Source organism: Agrobacterium sp. DE0009 (assembly GCF_007680755.1).
Classification (GTDB): domain Bacteria; phylum Pseudomonadota; class Alphaproteobacteria; order Rhizobiales; family Rhizobiaceae; genus Agrobacterium; species Agrobacterium tumefaciens_B.
The window spans coordinates 449,188-469,034 of record NZ_VEIU01000002.1 but is presented as its reverse complement, the minus strand read 5'-3'; the positions used below and the strand labels follow the sequence as shown (position 1 = coordinate 469,034).

At 57.6% G+C, this 19,847-nt stretch carries 17 protein-coding genes; 5 read left to right on the top strand and 12 right to left on the bottom strand.

Annotated elements, in window-relative coordinates:
- Nucleotides 1-12: 12 nt before the first annotated feature.
- Nucleotides 13-1,467 carry a glutamate synthase subunit beta gene (locus FS804_RS11640; RefSeq protein WP_144576706.1) on the top strand — a complete coding sequence of 485 codons (1,455 nt, stop codon included), beginning with the start codon at nucleotides 13-15 and terminating at the stop codon, nucleotides 1,465-1,467.
- 72 nt (nucleotides 1,468-1,539) lie between these two features.
- On the opposite strand, the gene FS804_RS11635 is transcribed toward FS804_RS11640, so the two are convergent.
- From FS804_RS11635 to FS804_RS11620, 4 genes are all read right to left on the bottom strand, one after another.
- Entirely contained in the window at nucleotides 1,540-2,895 is a 1,356-nt protein-coding gene (locus FS804_RS11635; protein ID WP_144576705.1) for a HAMP domain-containing sensor histidine kinase, read from the bottom strand.
- Complete coding sequence (locus FS804_RS11630) at nucleotides 2,892-3,566, bottom strand: response regulator transcription factor (protein ID WP_144576704.1); 675 nt, start codon at nucleotides 3,564-3,566, stop codon at nucleotides 2,892-2,894. Before FS804_RS11630 ends, FS804_RS11635 begins: the two co-directional genes overlap by 4 nt.
- A gap of 244 nt (nucleotides 3,567-3,810) precedes the next feature.
- On the bottom strand, nucleotides 3,811-5,046 hold the full coding sequence (locus FS804_RS11625; RefSeq protein WP_144576703.1) for an SGNH family hydrolase: 1,236 nt from the start codon (nucleotides 5,044-5,046) through the stop codon (nucleotides 3,811-3,813).
- A gap of 66 nt (nucleotides 5,047-5,112) precedes the next feature.
- Nucleotides 5,113-6,336: a lytic murein transglycosylase gene (locus tag FS804_RS11620; RefSeq protein WP_144576702.1), complete on the bottom strand. Its 1,224-nt coding sequence runs from the start codon at nucleotides 6,334-6,336 to the stop codon at nucleotides 5,113-5,115.
- Nucleotides 6,337-6,531: 195 nt separating this feature from the next.
- Here FS804_RS11620 and galU point away from each other — a divergent pair, with 195 nt between their 5' ends.
- Entirely contained in the window at nucleotides 6,532-7,419 is an 888-nt protein-coding gene (galU, locus tag FS804_RS11615) for a UTP--glucose-1-phosphate uridylyltransferase GalU (protein WP_144576701.1), read from the top strand.
- Between the two features lie 56 nt (nucleotides 7,420-7,475).
- Here the strand turns inward: galU and uppP are convergent, their stop codons facing one another.
- Nucleotides 7,476-8,969 carry a polysaccharide biosynthesis protein UppP gene (gene uppP / locus FS804_RS11610; RefSeq protein WP_144576700.1) on the bottom strand — a complete coding sequence of 498 codons (1,494 nt, stop codon included), beginning with the start codon at nucleotides 8,967-8,969 and terminating at the stop codon, nucleotides 7,476-7,478.
- Between the two features lie 412 nt (nucleotides 8,970-9,381).
- On the opposite strand from uppP, the gene FS804_RS11600 reads away from it, so the two are divergent.
- On the top strand, nucleotides 9,382-9,747 hold the full coding sequence (locus tag FS804_RS11600; RefSeq protein WP_144576699.1) for a PAS domain-containing protein: 366 nt from the start codon (nucleotides 9,382-9,384) through the stop codon (nucleotides 9,745-9,747).
- A 110-nt stretch (nucleotides 9,748-9,857) separates the two neighbouring features.
- Nucleotides 9,858-10,853 (top strand): SIS domain-containing protein, encoded by a 996-nt coding sequence (locus tag FS804_RS11595; RefSeq protein ID WP_144576698.1) that lies wholly within the window; start codon nucleotides 9,858-9,860, stop codon nucleotides 10,851-10,853.
- A gap of 71 nt (nucleotides 10,854-10,924) precedes the next feature.
- Here the strand turns inward: FS804_RS11595 and FS804_RS11590 are convergent, their stop codons facing one another.
- The 6 genes from FS804_RS11590 to FS804_RS11565 all read right to left on the bottom strand — a co-directional run bounded on the left by FS804_RS11590 (nucleotide 10,925) and on the right by FS804_RS11565 (nucleotide 17,999).
- Complete coding sequence (locus FS804_RS11590; RefSeq protein WP_144576697.1) at nucleotides 10,925-11,389, bottom strand: NfeD family protein; 465 nt, start codon at nucleotides 11,387-11,389, stop codon at nucleotides 10,925-10,927.
- A 2-nt stretch (nucleotides 11,390-11,391) separates the two neighbouring features.
- A complete protein-coding gene (locus FS804_RS11585; protein ID WP_144576696.1) occupies nucleotides 11,392-12,444 on the bottom strand; it encodes an SPFH domain-containing protein in 1,053 nt (350 codons plus the stop codon).
- A gap of 57 nt (nucleotides 12,445-12,501) precedes the next feature.
- Entirely contained in the window at nucleotides 12,502-13,536 is a 1,035-nt protein-coding gene (gene hemH, locus FS804_RS11580) for a ferrochelatase (RefSeq protein ID WP_144576695.1), read from the bottom strand.
- Between the two features lie 346 nt (nucleotides 13,537-13,882).
- Nucleotides 13,883-15,808, bottom strand: coding sequence for a 5'-nucleotidase C-terminal domain-containing protein (locus FS804_RS11575; protein ID WP_144576694.1), 1,926 nt, complete (start codon nucleotides 15,806-15,808; stop codon nucleotides 13,883-13,885).
- A 218-nt stretch (nucleotides 15,809-16,026) separates the two neighbouring features.
- Nucleotides 16,027-16,404, bottom strand: a complete 378-nt coding sequence (gene omp10, locus FS804_RS11570) for an outer membrane lipoprotein Omp10 (protein ID WP_063950516.1) — start codon at nucleotides 16,402-16,404, stop codon at nucleotides 16,027-16,029.
- A gap of 149 nt (nucleotides 16,405-16,553) precedes the next feature.
- Nucleotides 16,554-17,999 (bottom strand): homospermidine synthase, encoded by a 1,446-nt coding sequence (locus FS804_RS11565; protein ID WP_144576693.1) that lies wholly within the window; start codon nucleotides 17,997-17,999, stop codon nucleotides 16,554-16,556.
- Between the two features lie 258 nt (nucleotides 18,000-18,257).
- Here FS804_RS11565 and FS804_RS11560 point away from each other — a divergent pair, with 258 nt between their 5' ends.
- Entirely contained in the window at nucleotides 18,258-19,166 is a 909-nt protein-coding gene (locus tag FS804_RS11560; protein ID WP_144576692.1) for a GGDEF domain-containing protein, read from the top strand.
- Here the strand turns inward: FS804_RS11560 and FS804_RS11555 are convergent.
- Entirely contained in the window at nucleotides 19,163-19,798 is a 636-nt protein-coding gene (locus FS804_RS11555; RefSeq protein WP_144576691.1) for an aminotransferase class IV family protein, read from the bottom strand. The genes FS804_RS11560 and FS804_RS11555 overlap by 4 nt on opposite strands.
- Nucleotides 19,799-19,847: the final 49 nt, after the last annotated feature.

The following is a 19,847-nucleotide window of genomic DNA, read 5'->3' as shown; positions in this document are numbered from 1 at the left end:
GAGGACATAAACGTGGGCAAGGTTACAGGTTTTCTCGAGATCGACCGGCAGGTGGGCAAGTATCAGCCTGCATCCGATCGTATCCGCCATTTCCGCGAATTCACCATTCCGATGTCGGATGCCGAGGTGCAGAAGCAGGCGGCGCGCTGCATGGATTGCGGCATTCCCTATTGCCATGGCCCGACCGGCTGTCCCGTGCACAACCAGATCCCCGACTGGAACGATCTGGTTTACAATAACAACTGGGAGGAGGCGATCCGCAACCTCCATTCCACCAACAACTTCCCTGAATTCACCGGCCGCGTCTGCCCAGCACCCTGCGAGGAAGCCTGCACGCTGAACCTCGAAGACACGCCGGTCGCCATCAAGACGGTCGAGCAGGCCATCGCCGACAAGGCTTATGAACTGGGCTTCATCGTGCCGAAGCCGGCGACGATCCACACCGGCAAAAAGGTCGCCATCATCGGCTCCGGCCCTTCGGGCATGGCGGCGGCACAGCAGCTTGGCCGCGCCGGTCACGAGGTGCATGTCTATGAGCGGGAATCAAAGCCCGGCGGCCTGCTTCGTTACGGTATCCCTGATTTCAAGATGGAAAAGAACTTCATTGATCGGCGGGTCGAGCAGATCAAGGGCGAGGGCGTTACCTTCCATTGCGGTGTTAATGTCGGCGTCGACGTGACCGTTCAGTCGCTTCTGGCCGACCATGATGCGGTTCTTTACTGCGGCGGCTCTGAAACCCCGCGTCCAGCCGGCATCGGCGGGGCGGACCTGCATGGTGTGCACGATGCCATGCCATATCTCGTGCAGCAAAACCGTCGCGTTGGCCGTGAAAACATCGATAGCATCGGCTGGCCGGCCGATCCTATCCTCGCCGGTGGCAAGCATGTTGTCGTCGTCGGCGGCGGTGATACGGCGTCGGACTGCGTGGGTACGGCGTTCCGTCAGGGCGCCGTGAAGGTCACACAGCTCGACATCCGCCCGATGCCGCCGGAAAAGGAAGATAAGCTTGCGGTTTGGCCCTTCTGGGCGACCAAGATGCGCACGTCCTCGTCGCAGGCGGAAGGCGCGGTGCGCGAGTTCCAGGTCGCCACACTGGAATTCGTCGGCGAAGACGGCGTTCTGACCGGTGTGAAGTGCTGTCAGGTGGATGAACGCCGCAAGCCAATCGCCGGTACCGAGTTCATTATCAAAGCCGATCTCGCCTTCATCGCCATTGGTTTTTCCGGTCCCTTCACGGATAGCGTGCTGAAGGAAATGGAAGGCAAGTTGACGCTCAACACGGACCGGCGTGGTTCCACCAATGTGGTCGCCAACGAGACGGACTACAGAACGTCGGTCGACAAGCTCTGGGCTGCGGGTGACGTTCGCCGTGGTCAGTCGCTGGTGGTCTGGGCGATCCGCGAAGGCCGGCAGGCAGCCCGCGCAATCGATGAGGCGCTGATGGGCGCCACGGTTCTGCCGCGCTGAGCCCGCGAAATCGATAAAGATGGAAAGGCCTGTTGCAGAAGCGACAGGCCTTTTCGTTTGATTGCCGTGCGATCAGCAAAAGGGAAGCGTGATGCGGAAGCAGGCGCCGCCGGTGGAGGAATCGCTGATGCTGATCTCGCCGTTGTGATAACGGACGATTTCCTGCACCAGACTGAGCCCAAGGCCGGTGCCGTGATCCTTTGGTTTCAGCCGGTGAAATGCATCGAAAACAAGCTCCCGTTCCGCCTCCGGAATTCCATTGCCTTCATCGGCTATCTCGATCACCCGGTTTGAGGCGATCTTTATGGTGATGGTACCCCGGCTGCCGCCATGTTCGATGGCGTTCTGCACGATGTTCATCAAGGCGCGCTGCAGTGAGGCATAATCCGCAAGCGCGAGGATTGGCTCTTCTTCCGGCTCGAAAGAAAGATTATAACCTTGGGAAATTGCAAGCGGGGCCATATCCGCGACAACAGACCTGCACAGGGCGACGATATCAAGCGGAACAAGCGGTGCTTTCTGCCCGCCGAGTCGTTGCAGATCGAGCAATTGTTCGGCCAGCACGGCAATGCGGCTGGCATCCGACAATATTCTGCTGCGGGCCGGGCCTTCCAGTAGGGTCTCAACCCGGGTCTGGAGAATGGCGACGGGGGTTCGCAACTCGTGGGCTGCATCGAGAATGAAACGCTTGTGCCTCTCATAGCCGTCATCCAGCCGCTGCAATGCGCCGTTGACGGCATGCACGAGTGGCTGAACCTCCCTTGGAATATTGCCATCCGGCAATCGGTATCCCCGTTTGTCAATATCGATGGCCTCCGCCGTTCGGGCAATGGCGGAGAGCGCGCGAAATTCCCGGCCGATGATCCAGGGAATTGCTGCGATCGTCGCAATTGAAACAAGAGCGAGAATCGGCAGGATAAGGATGTTGGAGAATAGCAGGATCGGGAGGGTCATGCTGAACGGACCGCCGTGTCCAATCATCGCAAATTCTCCAGCTGGACCAGATACCCGGCGTACGATCGCGACGTACAAAACGGCGAAATACGAATAGGACATCCCCGCGTCGCGAATATTGGAGATTCTAACGTCGTTCAGCGTTTGGCCCATATTGCTGAAAGCTTCGGGCACCTGCCCACCCTGGACAATATCGTCATTTTCCGTCAGCGCAACAAACCAGAAATCCGGAGTCTCCCTACGCAGTTTTATATATTCAGGTGTCTCCCTGAGCACGATTTTTCCATCTGGCCCGCGAATGAGAGCGTTTGCTGTTATTTGTGCCGCCTCAGAGCTGAGAAGGGCACTTCCGGTTCCATCGGACATCATGTAGACGAAGAATGCGACCGTGACGATGATGATGCTGCCGATCTGGAACAGCAGCAGTTGAATGGTCAGACGGCGTTTGAGTGATTTTCTTTTGGCCGGTTTCATGGGATTGCCCGCATAAGGTAACCAACGCCCCTGATGCCGTGAACCTCGACACCCGCATCCGCGGCCGCCAGTTTGCGGCGTAGGCGGGAGATATGGGAATCGAGTGCATTGGACTGGATTTCATCGTCGAAATTGTAGACTGCCTCCTCGAGCGTCGGACGCAGCACCGTTCTTCCCTGTCGTCGGAGCAATGCTTCGAGGATCAGCAGCTCCCGTCTGGTCAGGGGAAGGAATTCGCCTTTGATGCGCACTTCGCGGGTTTCGAAGCAGAATTCCAGGCTGCCCAGTTTCGCCGTCATCGTCACGGGGCCGGCTGGCCGGCGCATCAGGGCGCGAATACGGGCAAGCAGTTCCTCGACGGCGAAAGGCTTGGCCAGATAATCGTCCGCGCCAAGATTGAGGCCATTGATCCGGTCCGCAAGCGCGCCCTGCGCCGTCAGCACGATGACGGGTGGCGTGGCGGGCAGGAGACGCAGATCCTCGATGAGGTCAAGGCCATCACCATCCGGCAACTGCCGATCCAGAATGACCAGGTTGTGAACGCCGTCCATGATGGCGTGACGGGCAAGATCGAGCGTGCCGACGGAATCCACGATAATATCGAACCGATGGAGCGCAGCTGACAGCGCTGCCGCCATTTCGCGTTCGTCTTCTACAAGAAGCAGGCGCATGAACGATCTCGGCATTAACAGGCGTGACTTCTCGGGGGAATGGCACGCGCGCAGAATAAGAAGGACTGCGTCATCGATGCTCAGTGCATCAGACGCGTTAGCTTGAAATAAATATCGCCAGGCAGAAAGTATGATCGCAATTAATAGACGATCACCCAGCATTCCTGCAAAGCTTAGTCAAGACTGTCATTGATGGGTTGCATCAACATTACGCCGGTGAGACTCGGCTCGATGGAGATGGCGCTTACTGTTTCGCTTGTGTGGTGTCTGTGACCACGCGATAGTCATCGATGCGGCCTGCAGGCGCATCGGCCATCTCGCCGCGTTTGGTCAGCCTCTCGCGTGGCGATTCCACGACGGAAACGCGAGCCGGAGTGGGAGAGGGAGGGACATCGCCAAGCAATTTGTCGCCCCCATCAAGAGCAGGATCGGTGAGGCTGATCGGCTGGGTACGCACCTGGCCGGCATCGATGCCGAGTGCGGGCAGGGAGGTGAGGGCTGGCAGATTGCTGCCGTCGAGTTTGACCAGATCAGGGCCCGCGCCATCAAGGTGACGGCGCACGAACTTTTCGACATAAAAGGCAAGCTTGCGTTTGCCGGCCTGTGTCATGCCAATGCCATCAGCTTCACGAAGGCGGGCTTGCTGACCGTTCATGTCATAGCCGGTGACGACGAATTTTCCTGCCTCATCCACGAAGCCATCCCAGACGTCAACGAATTCCCCGCCATATTTTTCAACGTGGTTGCGATAGAGCCGGTTGAAGCCGACCAGATCAGCGGAGAGCGACGGCGACTGGAAGGCGGGCAGTCCCACCCAGAGCACAGGAACCTTTGGACGTCCTGCGAGCGTCAGCAGTTCGTCGATGCGTCGTTCATATTCCTTGAACCAGATTTCGGTACCGAATTTTTCCTTGCTATCGCCGATCTGCATCTGCTGGCGATCATTGGACCCCATCATGATGACGATGGTTGCCGGATTCGTCTCGGTAATGAATTGCGGAAGGGTCTTGAACCAGTCGTAATAATCGGTGCGAACAAGACCTGAAGAGCCGTTGGCGCGCACGTCGACGACAATCGCCGGCGAGTTGGCGAACGCGTTGACCAGCTCTTCTCCCATGCCACCGGCAAGGAAGTCGCCGATGACCAATACGCGCCGCGCATTTTCGAGCTTGGCGGCAGGCTCCGGCTTTGCGGTGCGCATCTGCACAACCGACGGTGTTTTCTTGGTTGGTTGCGGCCGGGTGACCGATCTCGTTGGCGGGGCAGATGGAAAATCGCGGCGGCTGCGGCGCTGGTATTCGCGGTTTGACCCGCCGTCGCGGCCCACCGGCTTGCCGAACAGCATCTCAAACAGGGTGCGCCGCTGCTCCTGCGCGATGCTTTCGGCGGGAGCAAGCGGCAGCGCAAGCACCGCGCCAAGAAGGACAGCGCAGAAACGCCAGCCGGTTCTTCCATGGTTTGCCGCAGGTTTCGCACTCATCACATCAACCCTTCCGGATATTTCGGCGGCGGAATTTCGGGTGCCGCCGAATGTGCCGGGACATTATCAGTTGCGCAGAGCCCTCAGCAGACGCTGTGACGGCTGGCCATCGGTTTCCATACCCATACGCGACTGGATAGCGCTGATGGCGGCTTTCGAGCCGGAGCCGAAGTTTCCGTCGACTTCGCCATCATAATAGCCGAGTTCCTTCATGCGGGTCTGAAGCTCGAATTTTTCTCTGATATCCAGCGTGCCGTCCGGGCGTGGCCACTTCTGCTGCATGCCGCCATAACCGGCAATCTCGTCGGCCAGCAGGCCCACGGCCAGAGCGTAGCTGTCGGATGCGTTGTATTTTTTGATGGTGAAGAAGTTCTTCATCATCAGGAAACCCGGACCGTTGGCACCGCCCTGCAGTTTCAGCATCGCGCGGTCCGTACCACGCGTGAAGCTTTTGCCGTTCGGCCGGGTGAAGCCAAGTTTTGCCCACTCTGCAATGGTTTTCGTCTGCCCTTCATAACGGGCGCCGCCCCGCGGGACCGCCGTCTCGTAACCCCAGGTGCGGCCCGGCTCCCAGCCGTTCTTTGCAAGGAGGTTGGCGGCCGTCGCCAGCGCGTCCGGCACGGAATGCCAGATATCACGCTTGCCATTACCGTCAGCATCAACCGCATAGAGCAGGTAGCTTGTGGGAATGAACTGTGTGTGACCCATGGCTCCCGCCCACGAACCCGTCAGTTGCTTGGGCGTGACATCGCCAGCTTGAAGAATCTTGAGCGCAGCGATCAGCTGGGTGCGCGCGAATTTGGCGCGCTTGGGATCGGAATAGGCGAGCGTTGCAAGCGCCTGCGGGATGTTGTGCAGCCGCTCCGGCTTTTCGAGAACAGCGCCGTAGTTGGACTCCATCGACCAGATGGCGAGGATGATGTGTTTGTCGACGTTGAAGTTGCGCTCGATCCAGTTAAGCGTCGCCGCGTGTTTCATCTTCATCTCGCGGCCTATCCGCACAGTGTACGGATTGACGCGTGAGTCAAGATAATCCCAGATCTGCGTGGTGAATTCCGGCTGGAAGGTTGCCTTGCGAAGCGCGTCGGGATCCGGCTCGCTGACGCCGGCAAAGGCCTTCTGATAGGTCGCCTTGCTAATGCCTTCTTTCGCGGCTGTTGCATAGAACTGGTTGATCCACTGACGGAATCCCTGATCGGCTTTGGCCGAGACAGGCGCCAGCGAGATTGCCAGGCCGGCAAACACCATGCAGCCGAATTTGCGGACATCTGAAAGGATCATCTTTGTCATCGTCTGTCTTTCGTTCTCTCGAATGTCATTTCGATTGCGAAAACGCATCGGGCGTCGTCATGGATAACAAAAGATCGTCAACAAATTCTTTACCATTAATAGATGGTAGCGTCACCCTTTACAAAACGTTGTTGTTTTTGAAATAACAACAGCGTGCGGGGATTGTGATCAAGATTTATCTCTCAGGAGGGATACGTGGTAGAACATAAGAAAATTCGGAAGGCCGTATTCCCGGTCGCAGGTCTCGGCACGCGTTTTCTGCCTGCCACCAAGGCAGTTCCGAAAGAAATGCTCACCGTCGTCGACAAGCCCGTTATCCAGTACGTCGTTGATGAGGCGGCGGAAGCAGGCATCGAGCATTTTGTATTCGTTACCGGCCGCGGCAAGGCGGTGATCGAGGATTATTTCGACATCCAGTTTGAGCTCGAACAGATGCTGCGCGAGCGCAACAAGAATGCCGAACTGACATTGCTGGCTGGTCTACTGCCGAAGGCGGGCACGGCGAGCTTTACGCGCCAGCAGGTGCCGCTCGGTCTTGGCCACGCTGTATGGTGCGCGCGCGATATCGTTGGCGACGAGCCGTTTGCCGTGCTCCTGCCTGACATGATCATGCATTCGCAGAAAAGCTGCCTGAAGGGCATGGTCGAGCTTTACGACCAGACTCAGGGCAACGTGATCGCGGTGCAGGAGTGTGCGCCTGACCAGACACATAAATATGGCATCGTCGGTGTTGGCGAGACCGTCGGCGAAGGCTTCAAAATCACCGAAATGGTCGAAAAGCCTGCGAAGGGGACAGCGCCGTCAAATTTCTATATCAACGGCCGCTATATTCTTCAGCCGGAGATTTTCGACATTCTTGAAAATCAGGAACGTGGTGCAGGTAACGAAATCCAGCTGACCGACGGCATGCTGACGCTCGCCAAGTCGCAGGAGTTCGCAGGCTACCATTTCCGCGGCCAGACCTTCGACTGTGGCGCCAAGGATGGCTTTATCCTCGCCAACGTCGCCTTTGCCCTGGAACGCGGTGACATCAGGCCCACAATTGAAGAGCCGATCAAGGCCCTGATCGACGGTCTGAAATAGTCCATAAAAGCCAAGACAATCCCGGCCTTCGCGCCGGGATTTCTTTTTCCGGAAATCTATCGTTTGAGCACCAGACCGGCGCCGACACGCAGATCGTTGCTGTCATAGACAGGGGTCCACTGGTAGCTGACATCAGCGGTAAGGTCGAGGTAACGGTTGATACCCCAAGTCAGGCCGGCCCCGGCGGTATATTCCACGGCATCCTCGGAAGCACGGAATTTGCGATGAACCACCTGCCCGGTCAGCCGCGCGACGAGGTTGTTGCGCAGCTCGTGGGTCAGGCCGGCATCAAGCCGATAGGACACCCAGCCACCCTGAGGGCCGCCGGCAAAATCCTCGATCGTCGTGCGCAAACCGAGATTGACGTTTGTCCCGCGCTGGGGTGACCAGTTGAGAGTGCCATCCAGCGTCAGGGCGTCGATCGCATCGAGGCGGTCATCATCATATTGCTTGCGCAGATAACCGATGGCGGCTTCGCCCCGCGTTTTCTCGCCCAAATCGACCTCGGCACCCACTTTTGCACCATAGGAATTGGAAGAACGGGCATAGCCGGAATTGTCGAGGCGCCTATCGTATTTCGTCGTCCCCACGTTCAGTTCAAGGAAGGGGATGAGCGCCGGCGACAGTTCATAGCCGATACGACCGCGCAGATTGGCGCCATTCTGGTCACGGTCGCTGAGGCTGATCGGGCGGCCGTCTATGCCTTTTGCATCCGTGTAAACGGTACGGGAAAGATCGAGCGCCGCGAGACCGCGAAGCTTGCCAAAATCCCGCTCGATCGATGCTCCGGTCGTGAAGCGGTGCTCGCCGCCCTGGACGGCTGCCCCGGTCAGGGCATTCGGGTCCGTCGTGTCCTCGCGGCTGAATTCATAGCCGGCCTTGAGATTAGCGGTCGTCTGTCCGCCGAGGTCCAGACGCAGATCCGCATCGATCTTCGCCCGAGGTTCTTCGCCATCCTTGTCGCTGCCGAAGTTTCTTTCCCAGGCACCGTCGCCCGTGACCGTAAGCGCGTGGCGGGACCAGTCGCTGGTGAGCGTGCCGCGTATGCCGGTCGTCAGATAATTGCGTCTGGAAGGGCCACCCGTATTGGTCTGCCTTTCCGTGTTGATCGTCTGACTGATTGCTGGCCGAAGCACGAATGTTCCGACGCGAATTCCCGGCGTTTGTCCTGGCACGGCAGGAATGCGCGGGTTTTCACCGCCATCCACCGTCGGCTCGTAGGGGTTTTCCGCGTCAGCAAAGGGCTGGCCCGCCTCGTCCTGCTGCTCGTAAATCGGGTCGCCCGGATTGTTCGAGGGGCGCCAGAGCTGGGGTGGGGGCGAGGGCGTCGGCGTCGGCTGGACTGCGCCGGTGGCCACCGCGTCAACTGTGCTTGGCATTGGCGAGGCCGTTGCATTATCGGCAGACGTCGCCTGCCGCAGCGTTGGACCGGCAGGTGTCGCCGTCTGCGCCAAAGCGCTCTCCAGCGGGCAAAAAAAAGTACAGGCGAGCAGCAGGGTCGCTGCTTTCCGCGACGTCGGCAGACGTGTGGCGGTGCCCTTCACATTCATTCCTTCTCACCCGGCGGATCCGGCCGACGTCAGATCAAAGGCAAACAGGGCATCTCACCAGACCTGACGGGAGACAGGCCGATGACATGACGTGAAGAAACCAGTGACCAGACAGGCGACGCAAGTTTTAACATCGCTTTAACAATAGGTTTTTTATGGTTAACAGTTGATAAAGATCACTGAATTTTCATCCATCCGGCAGAGGCGAAAATAGAGCCAATTTTCTCGCAAGCCTGCCGATCGAAAGATCGACGATGATCGCCGCGGGGTCCGCACCCAAATTGCTAAATATTTCTAATATGCGAAGATTAAAACGTTTCATTTTGGCACGCGTTTGCCGTATGATTACGATGATCGATTTTAAAGCGGTCAAAAATCGTATTGAATTTATTTAGTGTGACAACGTCGTTTCATGAAGCCCGTTTTGAACATCAAGCAAGTTGGTTTTTATTGTTGGGATATCACCAATGACCGTTTCTATCTGGACGCAATTTGCGCTGAACTCTTCGGAATTCCTGTAAAACAGGGGATGCTTGGCATCAGCATTTTTCAGGTGCTGGAGAAAGTGGACCTCGATCACCGGAACCGGGTGATCGAAACGGCGCTGACCACGTTAAAGAATGCGAGTTTTTATGATCAGGAATATGCGGTGCGCCGCACCGATGGGTCTGTTTCGTGGGTAAGGACACTTGGACGATATCTGGTCGATGAAGACAACATTCCGTTCAAGCGGCTCGGGACGATGGAGGAGATATCCCCCCCGGAGCCGCATCACTGAGGGAACGAGCGCTACCGAAACTGTTGAATACTTGCCCCGAGACGCGTTCTAAAATGCGGCGCGCGGGGCGAAGAGTGGACTTATTCCGGCTTAAAGAGTAACAGTCGGGCATGATTACGCGCGCCGTCAAACTGGTTGAAGACAACGCCATTGAATCCGCCCTGCGGACGATCTCGATGGAGCGGGCTGGCCTTGCCGCCCTTGAGGATGCCTTGAAGAACGGCCTCTCCGAGCCCTTCTGCAAAGCGATCGAGACCATCGGCGAATCCAATGGTCGCCTCATCATCACCGGAGTTGGCAAGAGCGGCCATATTGGCGCAAAGCTTGCCGCGACGTTTGCTTCCACAGGCACGCCCGCCTTTTTTGTGCATGCGGCGGAAGCCAATCACGGCGACCTTGGTATGATCGGCGGCGACGATGTGGTGCTGGCTATTTCCAAAGGTGGTGAGAGTGCGGAACTGCGCAGCATCATCAATTACTCGCGCCGGTTTTCCATTCCGCTAATTGCGCTCACCTGTTCGGAAAAATCATCGCTGGCGCAAGCCTCCGATATCGTGCTGCTCGTTCCCAATGAGCAGGAGGCCTGTCCGCTTGGACTTGCGCCAACCACGTCCACATTGATGCAGCTCGCGCTGGGGGATGCTCTTGCCGTGGCTCTGCTGGAAGCGCGCAATTTCACTGCGGGTGACTTCAAGGTGTTCCATCCCGGCGGCAAGCTGGGTGCCAGCCTCACGCTGGTCGCCGATATCATGCATACCGGCGATCGCCTGCCATTGGTCGGAAAGGGAACGGTGATGCCGGAAGCGGTTGGCGTTCTCTCGCGCAAGCATTTTGGTTGCGTCGGCGTTCTGGATGAGGAGGGGCGTCTGTGCGGCATCATCACCGAGGGCGATATGGCGCGCAACCTGTCGCGTAACCTCGCCGAACTGGTTGTCGACGATATCATGACCCGCAGCCCGAAAACGGTCAAAAAGTCGGTGTTGGCCACCAGTGCGCTGGCGACGCTGGAAAAATTCCACATCGGCGCCCTCATCGTCGTTGACGACGACAATCGGCCGATTGGACTGGTGCATTTCCACGATCTCCTGCGGATCGGCGTCGCTTAATAATTTTGCTGACAGCTGCATCGATCGCCGTCCAGAAGTCGGTCGTCGATGCTGGCGACCGGGTGCCGGACTTATCGGTCGATCGGCTCGATCGTCAGTGTGCGCCCGCGAGCCGACGCAATCCTGACGCGGGTTCCAGCTGGCAGGTCTTCGCCATCCACCGGCCACCAGGTATCATCAAGTCTGATGCGTCCGCGACCCTCAACGATCGGCTCCTGCAAGGTGGCAGTGCGGCCGACAAGACTCGCTTCGCGCTGGTTGAGGAATGGCTCGTCGCTTGTATCGCGGTTCCGGCCGAAATATTTCCGGCCAAGCAGGGCAAAAATGACGGAGAGTGCTGCAAACAGCACCAGCTGCAACTGCCAGGCCCACACAGTGACATCCCAAAGGACCAGCGACAACGCGCCGATCACCAGAGCGGCAAGTCCAATCCAGATCAGAAAGACGCCCGGGGCGATGAGCTCTGCTGCCAGTAGCGCGAAGCCGAAGATCCACCAGCTCCAGGGGCCTAGCTCTGTCGCAAGCCGTTGCAGCATCGTTATTTCTCCGATGAAGAGCCGAAGGGATTACCCGGGATAGCGACATTGATGCTCTGGCCGGAAGCCCGGGTTGGTGGCACGGAGCGGGACGATGCAGGGGCTGCGGTGGGCGTGCTCGGCGAATCGCCGTTGTTACCGAACACTTCTTTCGCAATCGTGCCGATGCCGCCGAGCGAGCCGATCAGCGCCGAGGCTTCCATCGGCATCAGCACAATCTTGGAATTCTTGGCCGTGCCGATCTCGGCTAGCGCTTCGGTGTATTTCTGGGCGACGAAATAGTTGATGGCATGGACATTACCGGCGGCGATGGCTTCCGAGACCATGCGGGTGGCGTTAGCTTCGGCTTCGGCCAGGCGCTCTCGGGCTTCGGCATCGCGGAACGCTGCTTCGCGCTGGCCTTCCGCCTCCAGAATAGCAGATTGTTTTGCACCTTCTGCGCGAAGAATTTGCGCGTTGCGGGCGCCTTCCGCTTCCAGCACCTGCGCGCGCTTCTCGCGTTCAGCCTTCATCTGTCGCGCCATGGAATCAACGAGGTCCTTGGGCGGCGCGATGTCCTTGATCTCGATGCGAGTGACCTTGATACCCCATGGCCCAACCGCCTCATCGACGACACGCAGCAGCCGATCATTGATGGCATCACGGTTCGACAGCAACTCGTCGAGGTCCATCGAGCCCATCACCGAGCGAATATTTGTCATTGTCAGGTTTTCGATCGCCATTTCCAGATTGGAAATCTGGTAAGCGGCCTGCGCGGCGTTCAAGACCTGATAGAAGGTGACAGCATCGGCAGAAACACTGGCATTGTCACGGGTGATGACTTCCTGTGTCGGGATATGGAGAACCTGCTCCATGACGTTCATCTTCGAACCGATGCTTTCAAAGAACGGTACGATGAGATTGAGACCGGGCTCAAGCGTGCGCGTGTAGCGACCGAAGCGTTCAACGGTGTAACGATGCCCCTGCGGCACGGTCTTGATGCCGGCAAACAGCACCAGAATAACCAGAACAACCGCCGCTATGACGACGATGTCGAAACCGCCCAATGCAATCATCACTTTCCTCCTACGATCAGAACGTCCGGGTTTTATCCCAACAGCCTTATGGCAAGATTACACCCAGCCTTGCAACTCCCGTCTTACAACCTCTTCGAGAACGTTCATGCCCTCGGCGCTATCGTTCAGACATGGTATATGGGTAAATTTCTCACCGCCATGATGCAGGAAAATTTCCCCGGCTTCACCGGCAATCTCCTCCAGCGTCTCAAGACAATCTGATACGAAACCTGGATTCATGACGGCGATGCGCTTGATGCCCTCCGAGGCCAGCTTCTCCATCGTCTTGTCGGTGTAGGGCTGCAGCCATTCTTCCGGCCCGAAACGGGACTGGAAGGTAATCATGAAGTTCTTGTCGGTTCGACCCAGCGCCTGGCGCAGGAGACGGGCGGTTTTCTGGCAGTGACAATAATAGGGATCGCCCTTTTTGAAATAGGATTGCGGAATGCCATGGAAGGAGGTGATCAGCATCTCCGGCTCCCACTCCAGCGTTGCCAGATGGTTGTTGACGGAGGCCGCAAGCGCTTCGATGTAGGCGGGATCGTCATGGTACGGCGGCACGGTGCGGATGGCTGGCTGCCAGCGCAGCTTCATCAGATGCTCAAAAGCCTTGTCGTTCACCGTTGCCGTGGTTGAGGCCGCATATTGCGGATAGAGTGGGAAAAGCAGGATCTTTTCGCATCCCTTTTCTTTCAGCGCGTCGATCTTGGAGGCAATCGATGGCTGCCCGTATCGCATCGCCCAGTCGACCACGACATTGGGCAAATCCTTAAGCGCCTCGGCCATCAGCTCGCCCTGGCTGCGGGTATAGGTGCGCAGATAGCTTTCGTTGCGCTCCTGGTTCCAGATTTCCTGGTAGGCCTTGCCGACCTTCTGCGGGCGCTTGTTGAGCACGATGCCGTAAAGGATCGGATACCAATAAAGACGGGACCATTCTATCACGCGTTTGTCGCTCAAGAATTCCGCCAGATAACGGCGCATCGGCCAATAGTCCGTACCGTCGGGGGTGCCGAGATTGACGAGCAACACGCCCACCTTGCCGAAGGTTACGCGAGGATGGTTTGCGGGGAGGGGGGATAGGTCTGTCGCCATGAATGATACCCTGAAACTCGAACTGCTGATGTCAGGAGTTATTTCGCCCAAGGATAAGGCTAACGCTCCATCGTCTGTTTGTGCCTGAACCAGACCGTGACACGGTTTGGCCGAAAATGTCCGAGCTATACGCTCCGACAGTAGTTTTGTTCATGTGTTCTAGACGAAAATTTTCAGGATTAAACCACTGTGACATGCTATTTCCGGCAATGGCGCAGCCGCAGGCTGCCAGCCGTCAACAATTTATCCTTAAGCCGTTGCTTTAAATAGAAAAATAGAAAACCGGCCCCGATCTTCAAGGGCCGGCTTCTATATGCGGCAAATTGCCCTGCTGTTAGCGTGCGAGTTATTGAGCGGGCAATTCCAGCTCTTCGCCGATCTCGATATGGTTCGGATGTTTCAGCGTATTTGCCTTGGCAATTTTGCCCCATAGAGCGCCATCACCGTATTTTTCCGCTGCAATCTTCCAGAGGGAATCGCCCTTTTCAACGACGTATTTGCTGGCCGCGGCAGCGGCTGCAGCAGGTGTCGGGGCTACTGGCGCGGTTGTTGCGGGCGCAGTCGCAGTGGGGGCAGCAGGTGCCGGAGCAGCGGTAGTGGCGGGTGCAGTTGTCGCAGGCGCCGGTGCCGCAGGCTTTGCCGGAGCGACGTAACCGGCGGGGGTCACTTCGCTGATGCGACCGTCCGTATAGGGCTTATAGGGGCTATTGGCGGTAATATAGGCTGCAACCGCCTCTTCGAGGTTAGGGCCGAAGTCATAGGCGTTGATGGCGTTGGTCGCAAAGACCTTGAAGCCATCGCCGCCGGTACGGACGTAGTTATTGGCTGCGACAATGTAGGTCTTGGCGGGATCGAGAGGCACGAAAGCGTCACCCTCCTTGACCTCGACCGAAACGATACGACTGCCGGCCGGCTTGGAACGGTCGAAGGAATATTTCATGCCTGAGACCTGCATGAAGCGGCCCGCACCGTCGTCGATCTGGCTGACGCCATTTTCAAGGGCGGCGCGAATATCTTCGCCCTTCAGCTGGAAGGTTGCGACGGTGTTCTGGAACGGCAGAACCGTCAGCACTTCACCCATAGAGACATCGCCGCCATCGATGGAGGAGCGCAGGCCGCCACTATTGGCAAAAGCAATGGTGACGCCCTGATCCTTGACGCGGGCAAGTGTCGCATCCGCGACCAGATTGCCCATGGAGCATTCCTTCACACGGCAAATCTTGCGGTCCCCTTCGATCGGGCCTTCGGAGGTGCCAACGACCTTGGCTTTCAGAGCCTCGATCGGCGCCTTCAGCTCATCGATGCGCTTCAGCGTGGCTTCATCAGGCTTGAAAGAAGAATTGACAAGGATCGGGTCGCCCTTGCTCTCCTTCACGACGCCGTTGTCATCGAAGACGACTTTGAGGTCGCCGAGATACTTGCTGTACTGCCCTGCCTGCACAACGGGAACCTTGTAGCCACCCGGGTTGTCGACGAGCGTCGGATAGGGGCCTTCAGCCTTTTGATCGGTGTTCGACAGAAGCGTATGCGAATGGCCGCCTACGACGACGTCGACATCGGGAATTTTGGCGATGAATTCGAGATCGCGCGGGTAACCGACATGGGTGAGCGCGATGATCTTGTTGACGCCCTCCTGCTTCAGCTTCTGAACCTGCTCGCTGATTTTCGCGACATCCTCAGCGATCGTGATGTTGGGACCGGGCGTTGCCAGTTCCGCGGTGTCGTTGGCGACGGCACCGACGATACCGATCTTCTGTCCGCCGACGTCAATCACGAGGGAGGGCTTGACGCGGTCGCCAATTTTCGACGCGGCGGTGGCGACAACGTTGGCGGTCACGACCGGGAACTGGACCTTGTCGAGGAAGCCGGCAAGGCCGTCTTCACTGTCGTCGAACTCATGATTGCCGACGGTCATGGCGTCGAACTTCATGGCGTTCAGCATTTCCGCTTCAACGGTGCCTTTGTAGGTGGTGTAGAAAAGCGATCCCTGGAAATTGTCGCCGGCATTCAGAAGCAGAACATTCTTGCCTTCACCCTTTAGCGCATCGCGCGTCTGGTTGATTGCGGTCAGCAGGCGCGCGGCGCCGCCGAAGCACTCGTTCTTGCCCTCTTCTTCCGCCGAGCAGGTCGAGTCGAATTTGTTGATCGATTCGATACGGGAGTGAAAATCGTTGATGTGAAGAATGTTGAGCTCGTAATCTGCCAGCGCGGCTCCCGCTGAAAGCGTGATCACCGAAACGCTCAGCATGCCCATTCCGAAAATTTTCTTCATCGTCCCTCTCTCCTGTTCAAAGCGGAAGTCCAGGCCGGCTGATCACCCCCCGACCGGGTGTATTCTTTAATCCGAAAACATGTCAGTCATTCGAAAGCAGAATGTTTTCATTTAGCGACAGTTGCCGCAAGCGAAATTATGACAGGTGTAAAACAAACAAAAACGCACGCCCGAAGGCGTGCGCTTGAAAAAGACATCGCGTTGAATCGGCCAGGTAATCAGCCCTGGCGGGTGAGCGAGAACTGGCTGTTGCTGTCAGTCGTGCAGTTCAATTGCGACGGCGATACGAGGGCGCAGTTGACACGCGACTGCGTGTTACGCACCAGCGACGTCATGTTGATTTCGTAAAGCGTCGGCGAAATCGTCACGTAAGTGCCGGAGGCGAGAAGCGTATTGGTGTCGGTGGAACGGGTGGAGAAGGCGCCGTTCTGGAACGTCGATACGATGCCGTTGCGGTCGATCCATCGACCGTCCACGGCTGGGCCGCGGGAAAGCGAAGGCGCCATCGATGTCTGCTGGGAGGAGGGACCTGGCGCGACGCATGAAGACACCGCGATGGCGGCTGAAAGCAAAGCAGCGCTTGTCTTGAAGTTCATGAGCCTGTTCTCCTGCGATTCGATGAAACTTTCTATGCTTCGACCATGCCGTGAAGCGTTTTTCATTTCAAGGCAACGTTGTTTGCTTCCACCGGTTCCCGATGGCATTGACGAAAGCCCCAGCGTGGCAAATATGAGACTCTTCCGCGTCAGCGGACGAGGATATTGCGGAACTGCCAGGGATCGGACGTATCGATATTGTCAGGAAATAGTCCCGGACGTCCGTCGATCGGCGTCCAGTCGGTGTAATGCCCCTCAACGGGTCCGAGATAGGGACGTTGCACCTCAAGGCAGCGGCGGTAATCCATTTCGTCGGCTTCAACGATACCGGCTTCCGGATTTTCAATTGCCCAGACCATGCCGGCCAACACGGCGGAACTCACCTGCAATCCGGTTGCATTCTGGTTCGGGGCAAGCGAACGCGCCTCCTGAAGCGTGAGGCGCGAGCCGTACCAATAGGCGTTCTTGTCATGACCATAGAGCAGGACGCCCAATTCGTCGGCACCGTCGACAAGCTCATCCTCGGCCAGTACGTGTTGGATCGGCTGCGGGTTGCCGCCATTGCCGAACAGCTCGTGCAGGGACAGGATGGCGTCGTTGCAGGGATGGTAGGCATAGTGGCAGGTCGGTCGGTAGGTGACGTCGCCTTCATCGTTGCGGACGGTGAAGTAGTCGGAGATCGAGATCGCCTCGTTGTGCGTGACGAGAAAACCGTATTGCGGCCCGAGGCCCGGGCACCAGGTGCGCACCCGCGTATTGGCGCCGGGCTGATCAAGATAGATCGCCGCCTTGTTTCCCTTCTTCTGCTTTTTGGCGTTCTTCGGCATCCAGTTTTCATGGGTGCCCCAACCAAGTTCGGCTGGCTGGAAACCTTCTGCGATGAAGCCTTCGACGGACCATGTGTTCCAGAACGCCCCGAATGGCTTCGGTTCTTTCGCCCTTTGCGTATCGCGCTCGGCCACATGCACACCTTTGACGCCAAGCTGTTTCATCAGCGTCGCCCAGCCTTGTCGGTCATCAGGCTGTGGTTCTTCGATATCAAGGCCGGCATCGCTCGCGAGATTGACGAGGGCCTGTTTTACGAACCATGACACCATGCCCGGGTTGGCGCCGCAGGTGGAAACGGCCGTCGTACCACCAGGTTTGCGCGCCTTTTCCTTCAGCATGGTTTCCCGAAGGGAGTAATTCGTTCTGGAGGCGTTGTCGGCATCTCCATTGAAGTAAAAACCGGGCCATGGCTCCACCACGGTGTCGATATAGAGCATGCCGTGCTTACGACATATCCGCATCAGATCGACAGACGCGGCATCGACCGAAAGATTAACGCAGAAGCCCTGTCCCTGCACGCCTTTCAGAAGCGGCTTGAGAACGTCCTTGTAATTCTGCTTGGTGAGATGGGTCTTGATGTGGCGAATGTTTCTCTCGGCCAGAAAGGGGGCGATGTCCTCCCGCGGATCGATAACGACGAGCCGGGCCCTGTCGAAATTGAAATGACGTTCGATCAACGGAAGAGTACCGCGCCCGATGGAGCCGAAGCCGATCATGATGATGGGTCCGTCAATATTGCCGTAAATCGGGTAGCCTGCATCCGTCATTCGTCAATTTTCCTTTTTTAGCCAATAAGTAAGCTAGATCATAAAAGCGTGCCACAATAAAGGGGAGCTGGATGACGGACATATGACGATGGTCGCGGCACGATCCATCCTCGCGATCTTTTCACCATTTCTCCCACTACGAATTTAAGAAAGTTCGTTTATAGTGGAGCTCTTCTTTTCGTCCGTGGGTCCACAGGTTTGGAGGGGCTTTGGTCAGATGGTGAAAAGAAGTTTTCGCCATCGCAGGAGAGCTACCTGTTGAATGATCTGTTAGGGCGCGCCACGGCGCTTCAGAATGAAACGCCCGTTCTGATCGCTCTTTATGACTCCGGCGACCACTTGCGCCATGCCAATCCGTCATTTCGGGAAAGCTTTCATCTGGCCGCTGACGATTTCCCGAGCTGGGCGGACATCATGCGGCTGAACCACCGGCTGCGCACCGGCGTCGTGATCCGCAAAAATGATTTCGAGGGATGGCTGCTTTCGGCGCAGTCCCGTCGCGGCAAGCTGCCATATCGCGCCTTCGAAATGGATCTTTATGACGGTCGCTGGTTCTGGATGACCGAGACGGTACAGCAGGATGGGTGGATGCTATGCGTCGCGAGCGACGTCACCGAATTGCGTCAGGGTTATCGCGCGCTGCGGCAGGACAGGGATCTGGCCGTGCGGGCCTCACAGACCGACGAGTTGACGGGAACGGCAAACCGCCGGTTCGTCTTTACAAAGCTTGCCATGCAGGTAGATCAGGTCGCCAAAGGGCTTGAAGCGCCGTTCTGCCTCTGCACGTTCGACATCGATTTTTTCAAGCAGATCAACGACCGCTTCGGTCATAAATGCGGTGATGCGGTGTTGCGGGATTTTGTTGCTGTCGCTCATTCCGTCATCCGCCGCGTGGATTGTTTCGGCAGGATCGGCGGTGAGGAGTTCATGCTCATCCTGCCACGCAGTTCGGTCGCCGATGGCCGGGAGATTGTGGAGCGACTATTGCAGAGAGTCCGCCTTTCCAGACCTCTCTCTGCATTCCCGGATTTTTCCTACAGCTGCTCGGCCGGCCTGACGGCCTACCGCATCGGGGAAAGCGCGGACGATATTTTCATGCGCGCCGATCATGCCCTTTACGCGGCGAAGGAAAAAGGCCGTGACCGGCTTCTGGCGGTCACCGTCTAAATCAGCTCCGCTGCAATCAGTCCATACAACGAATTGCCAACGAAAAGCTTCCGGCCGGTCATCTCGTCGGGTTTGAGGGTCTGCCCGCGTGCTTTGCGTTCACGGATGAGTTCCGCGCGCAGCACACCCGGCAGAATGCCGCTATCCAGCGGTGGCGTCAGCATCGGTCCCTCAGGCATTTCCACGAAGATGCTCGTTGATGATCCCTCGCACAATTCGCCGCGCTCGTTCAGCAACAACACCTCATCCGCCTCGTCAGCCGAGAATTCGGCGCGGGCTGCGTCATAGGGCTCCCGCCGGGACGATTTGTGGCGATAGAAGGTGTCGGAGGAGTCGAGCCTGGTCTGTCGCGCAATGCGTACCCGCCACACTGTGGCCGGCTGCAAGGGTTTGAAGTCGGCGGTCTCTATGTCGAGTTCGCCCTTGTAGTTCATGACCAGTTTCACGCAGAGAGGCTTCTCGCCGCCCACCTTCTTTTCCATTAGCTGGACGGCATTGACAGGTGCACGGAAACCAAGCGCATCGGCGGAACGCAATAGTCGGCGCATATGCTGGTCAATGCGCTGAAAGCCGGTCTGCGGTTCCCAGCGCAGCGTTTCCCTCAGGGTCAGATCGGCGGGTTTGCGTTTCATGGCCTTTGCTCGTCGCCTGGGTTGTTCACTGGAATCTCTGCCGGCAGTA

Excerpts from the sequence above, each read along its gene's own strand:
- FS804_RS11635 (WP_144576705.1), bottom strand. The coding sequence starts at position 2,895 with ATGAAACCGGCCAAAAGAAAATCACTCAAACGCCGTCTGACCATTCAA.
- FS804_RS11630 (WP_144576704.1), bottom strand. The coding sequence starts at position 3,566 with ATGCGCCTGCTTCTTGTAGAAGACGAACGCGAAATGGCGGCAGCGCTG.
- FS804_RS11625 (WP_144576703.1), bottom strand. The coding sequence starts at position 5,046 with ATGAGTGCGAAACCTGCGGCAAACCATGGAAGAACCGGCTGGCGTTTC.
- FS804_RS11620 (WP_144576702.1), bottom strand. The coding sequence starts at position 6,336 with ATGACAAAGATGATCCTTTCAGATGTCCGCAAATTCGGCTGCATGGTG.
- uppP (WP_144576700.1), bottom strand. The coding sequence starts at position 8,969 with ATGAATGTGAAGGGCACCGCCACACGTCTGCCGACGTCGCGGAAAGCA.
- FS804_RS11600 (WP_144576699.1), top strand. The coding sequence starts at position 9,382 with ATGAAGCCCGTTTTGAACATCAAGCAAGTTGGTTTTTATTGTTGGGAT.
- FS804_RS11595 (WP_144576698.1), top strand. The coding sequence starts at position 9,858 with ATGATTACGCGCGCCGTCAAACTGGTTGAAGACAACGCCATTGAATCC.
- FS804_RS11590 (WP_144576697.1), bottom strand. The coding sequence starts at position 11,389 with ATGCTGCAACGGCTTGCGACAGAGCTAGGCCCCTGGAGCTGGTGGATC.
- FS804_RS11585 (WP_144576696.1), bottom strand. The coding sequence starts at position 12,444 with ATGATTGCATTGGGCGGTTTCGACATCGTCGTCATAGCGGCGGTTGTT.
- hemH (WP_144576695.1), bottom strand. The coding sequence starts at position 13,536 with ATGGCGACAGACCTATCCCCCCTCCCCGCAAACCATCCTCGCGTAACC.
- FS804_RS11575 (WP_144576694.1), bottom strand. The coding sequence starts at position 15,808 with ATGAAGAAAATTTTCGGAATGGGCATGCTGAGCGTTTCGGTGATCACG.
- omp10 (WP_063950516.1), bottom strand. The coding sequence starts at position 16,404 with ATGAACTTCAAGACAAGCGCTGCTTTGCTTTCAGCCGCCATCGCGGTG.
- FS804_RS11565 (WP_144576693.1), bottom strand. The coding sequence starts at position 17,999 with ATGACGGATGCAGGCTACCCGATTTACGGCAATATTGACGGACCCATC.
- FS804_RS11555 (WP_144576691.1), bottom strand. The coding sequence starts at position 19,798 with ATGAAACGCAAACCCGCCGATCTGACCCTGAGGGAAACGCTGCGCTGG.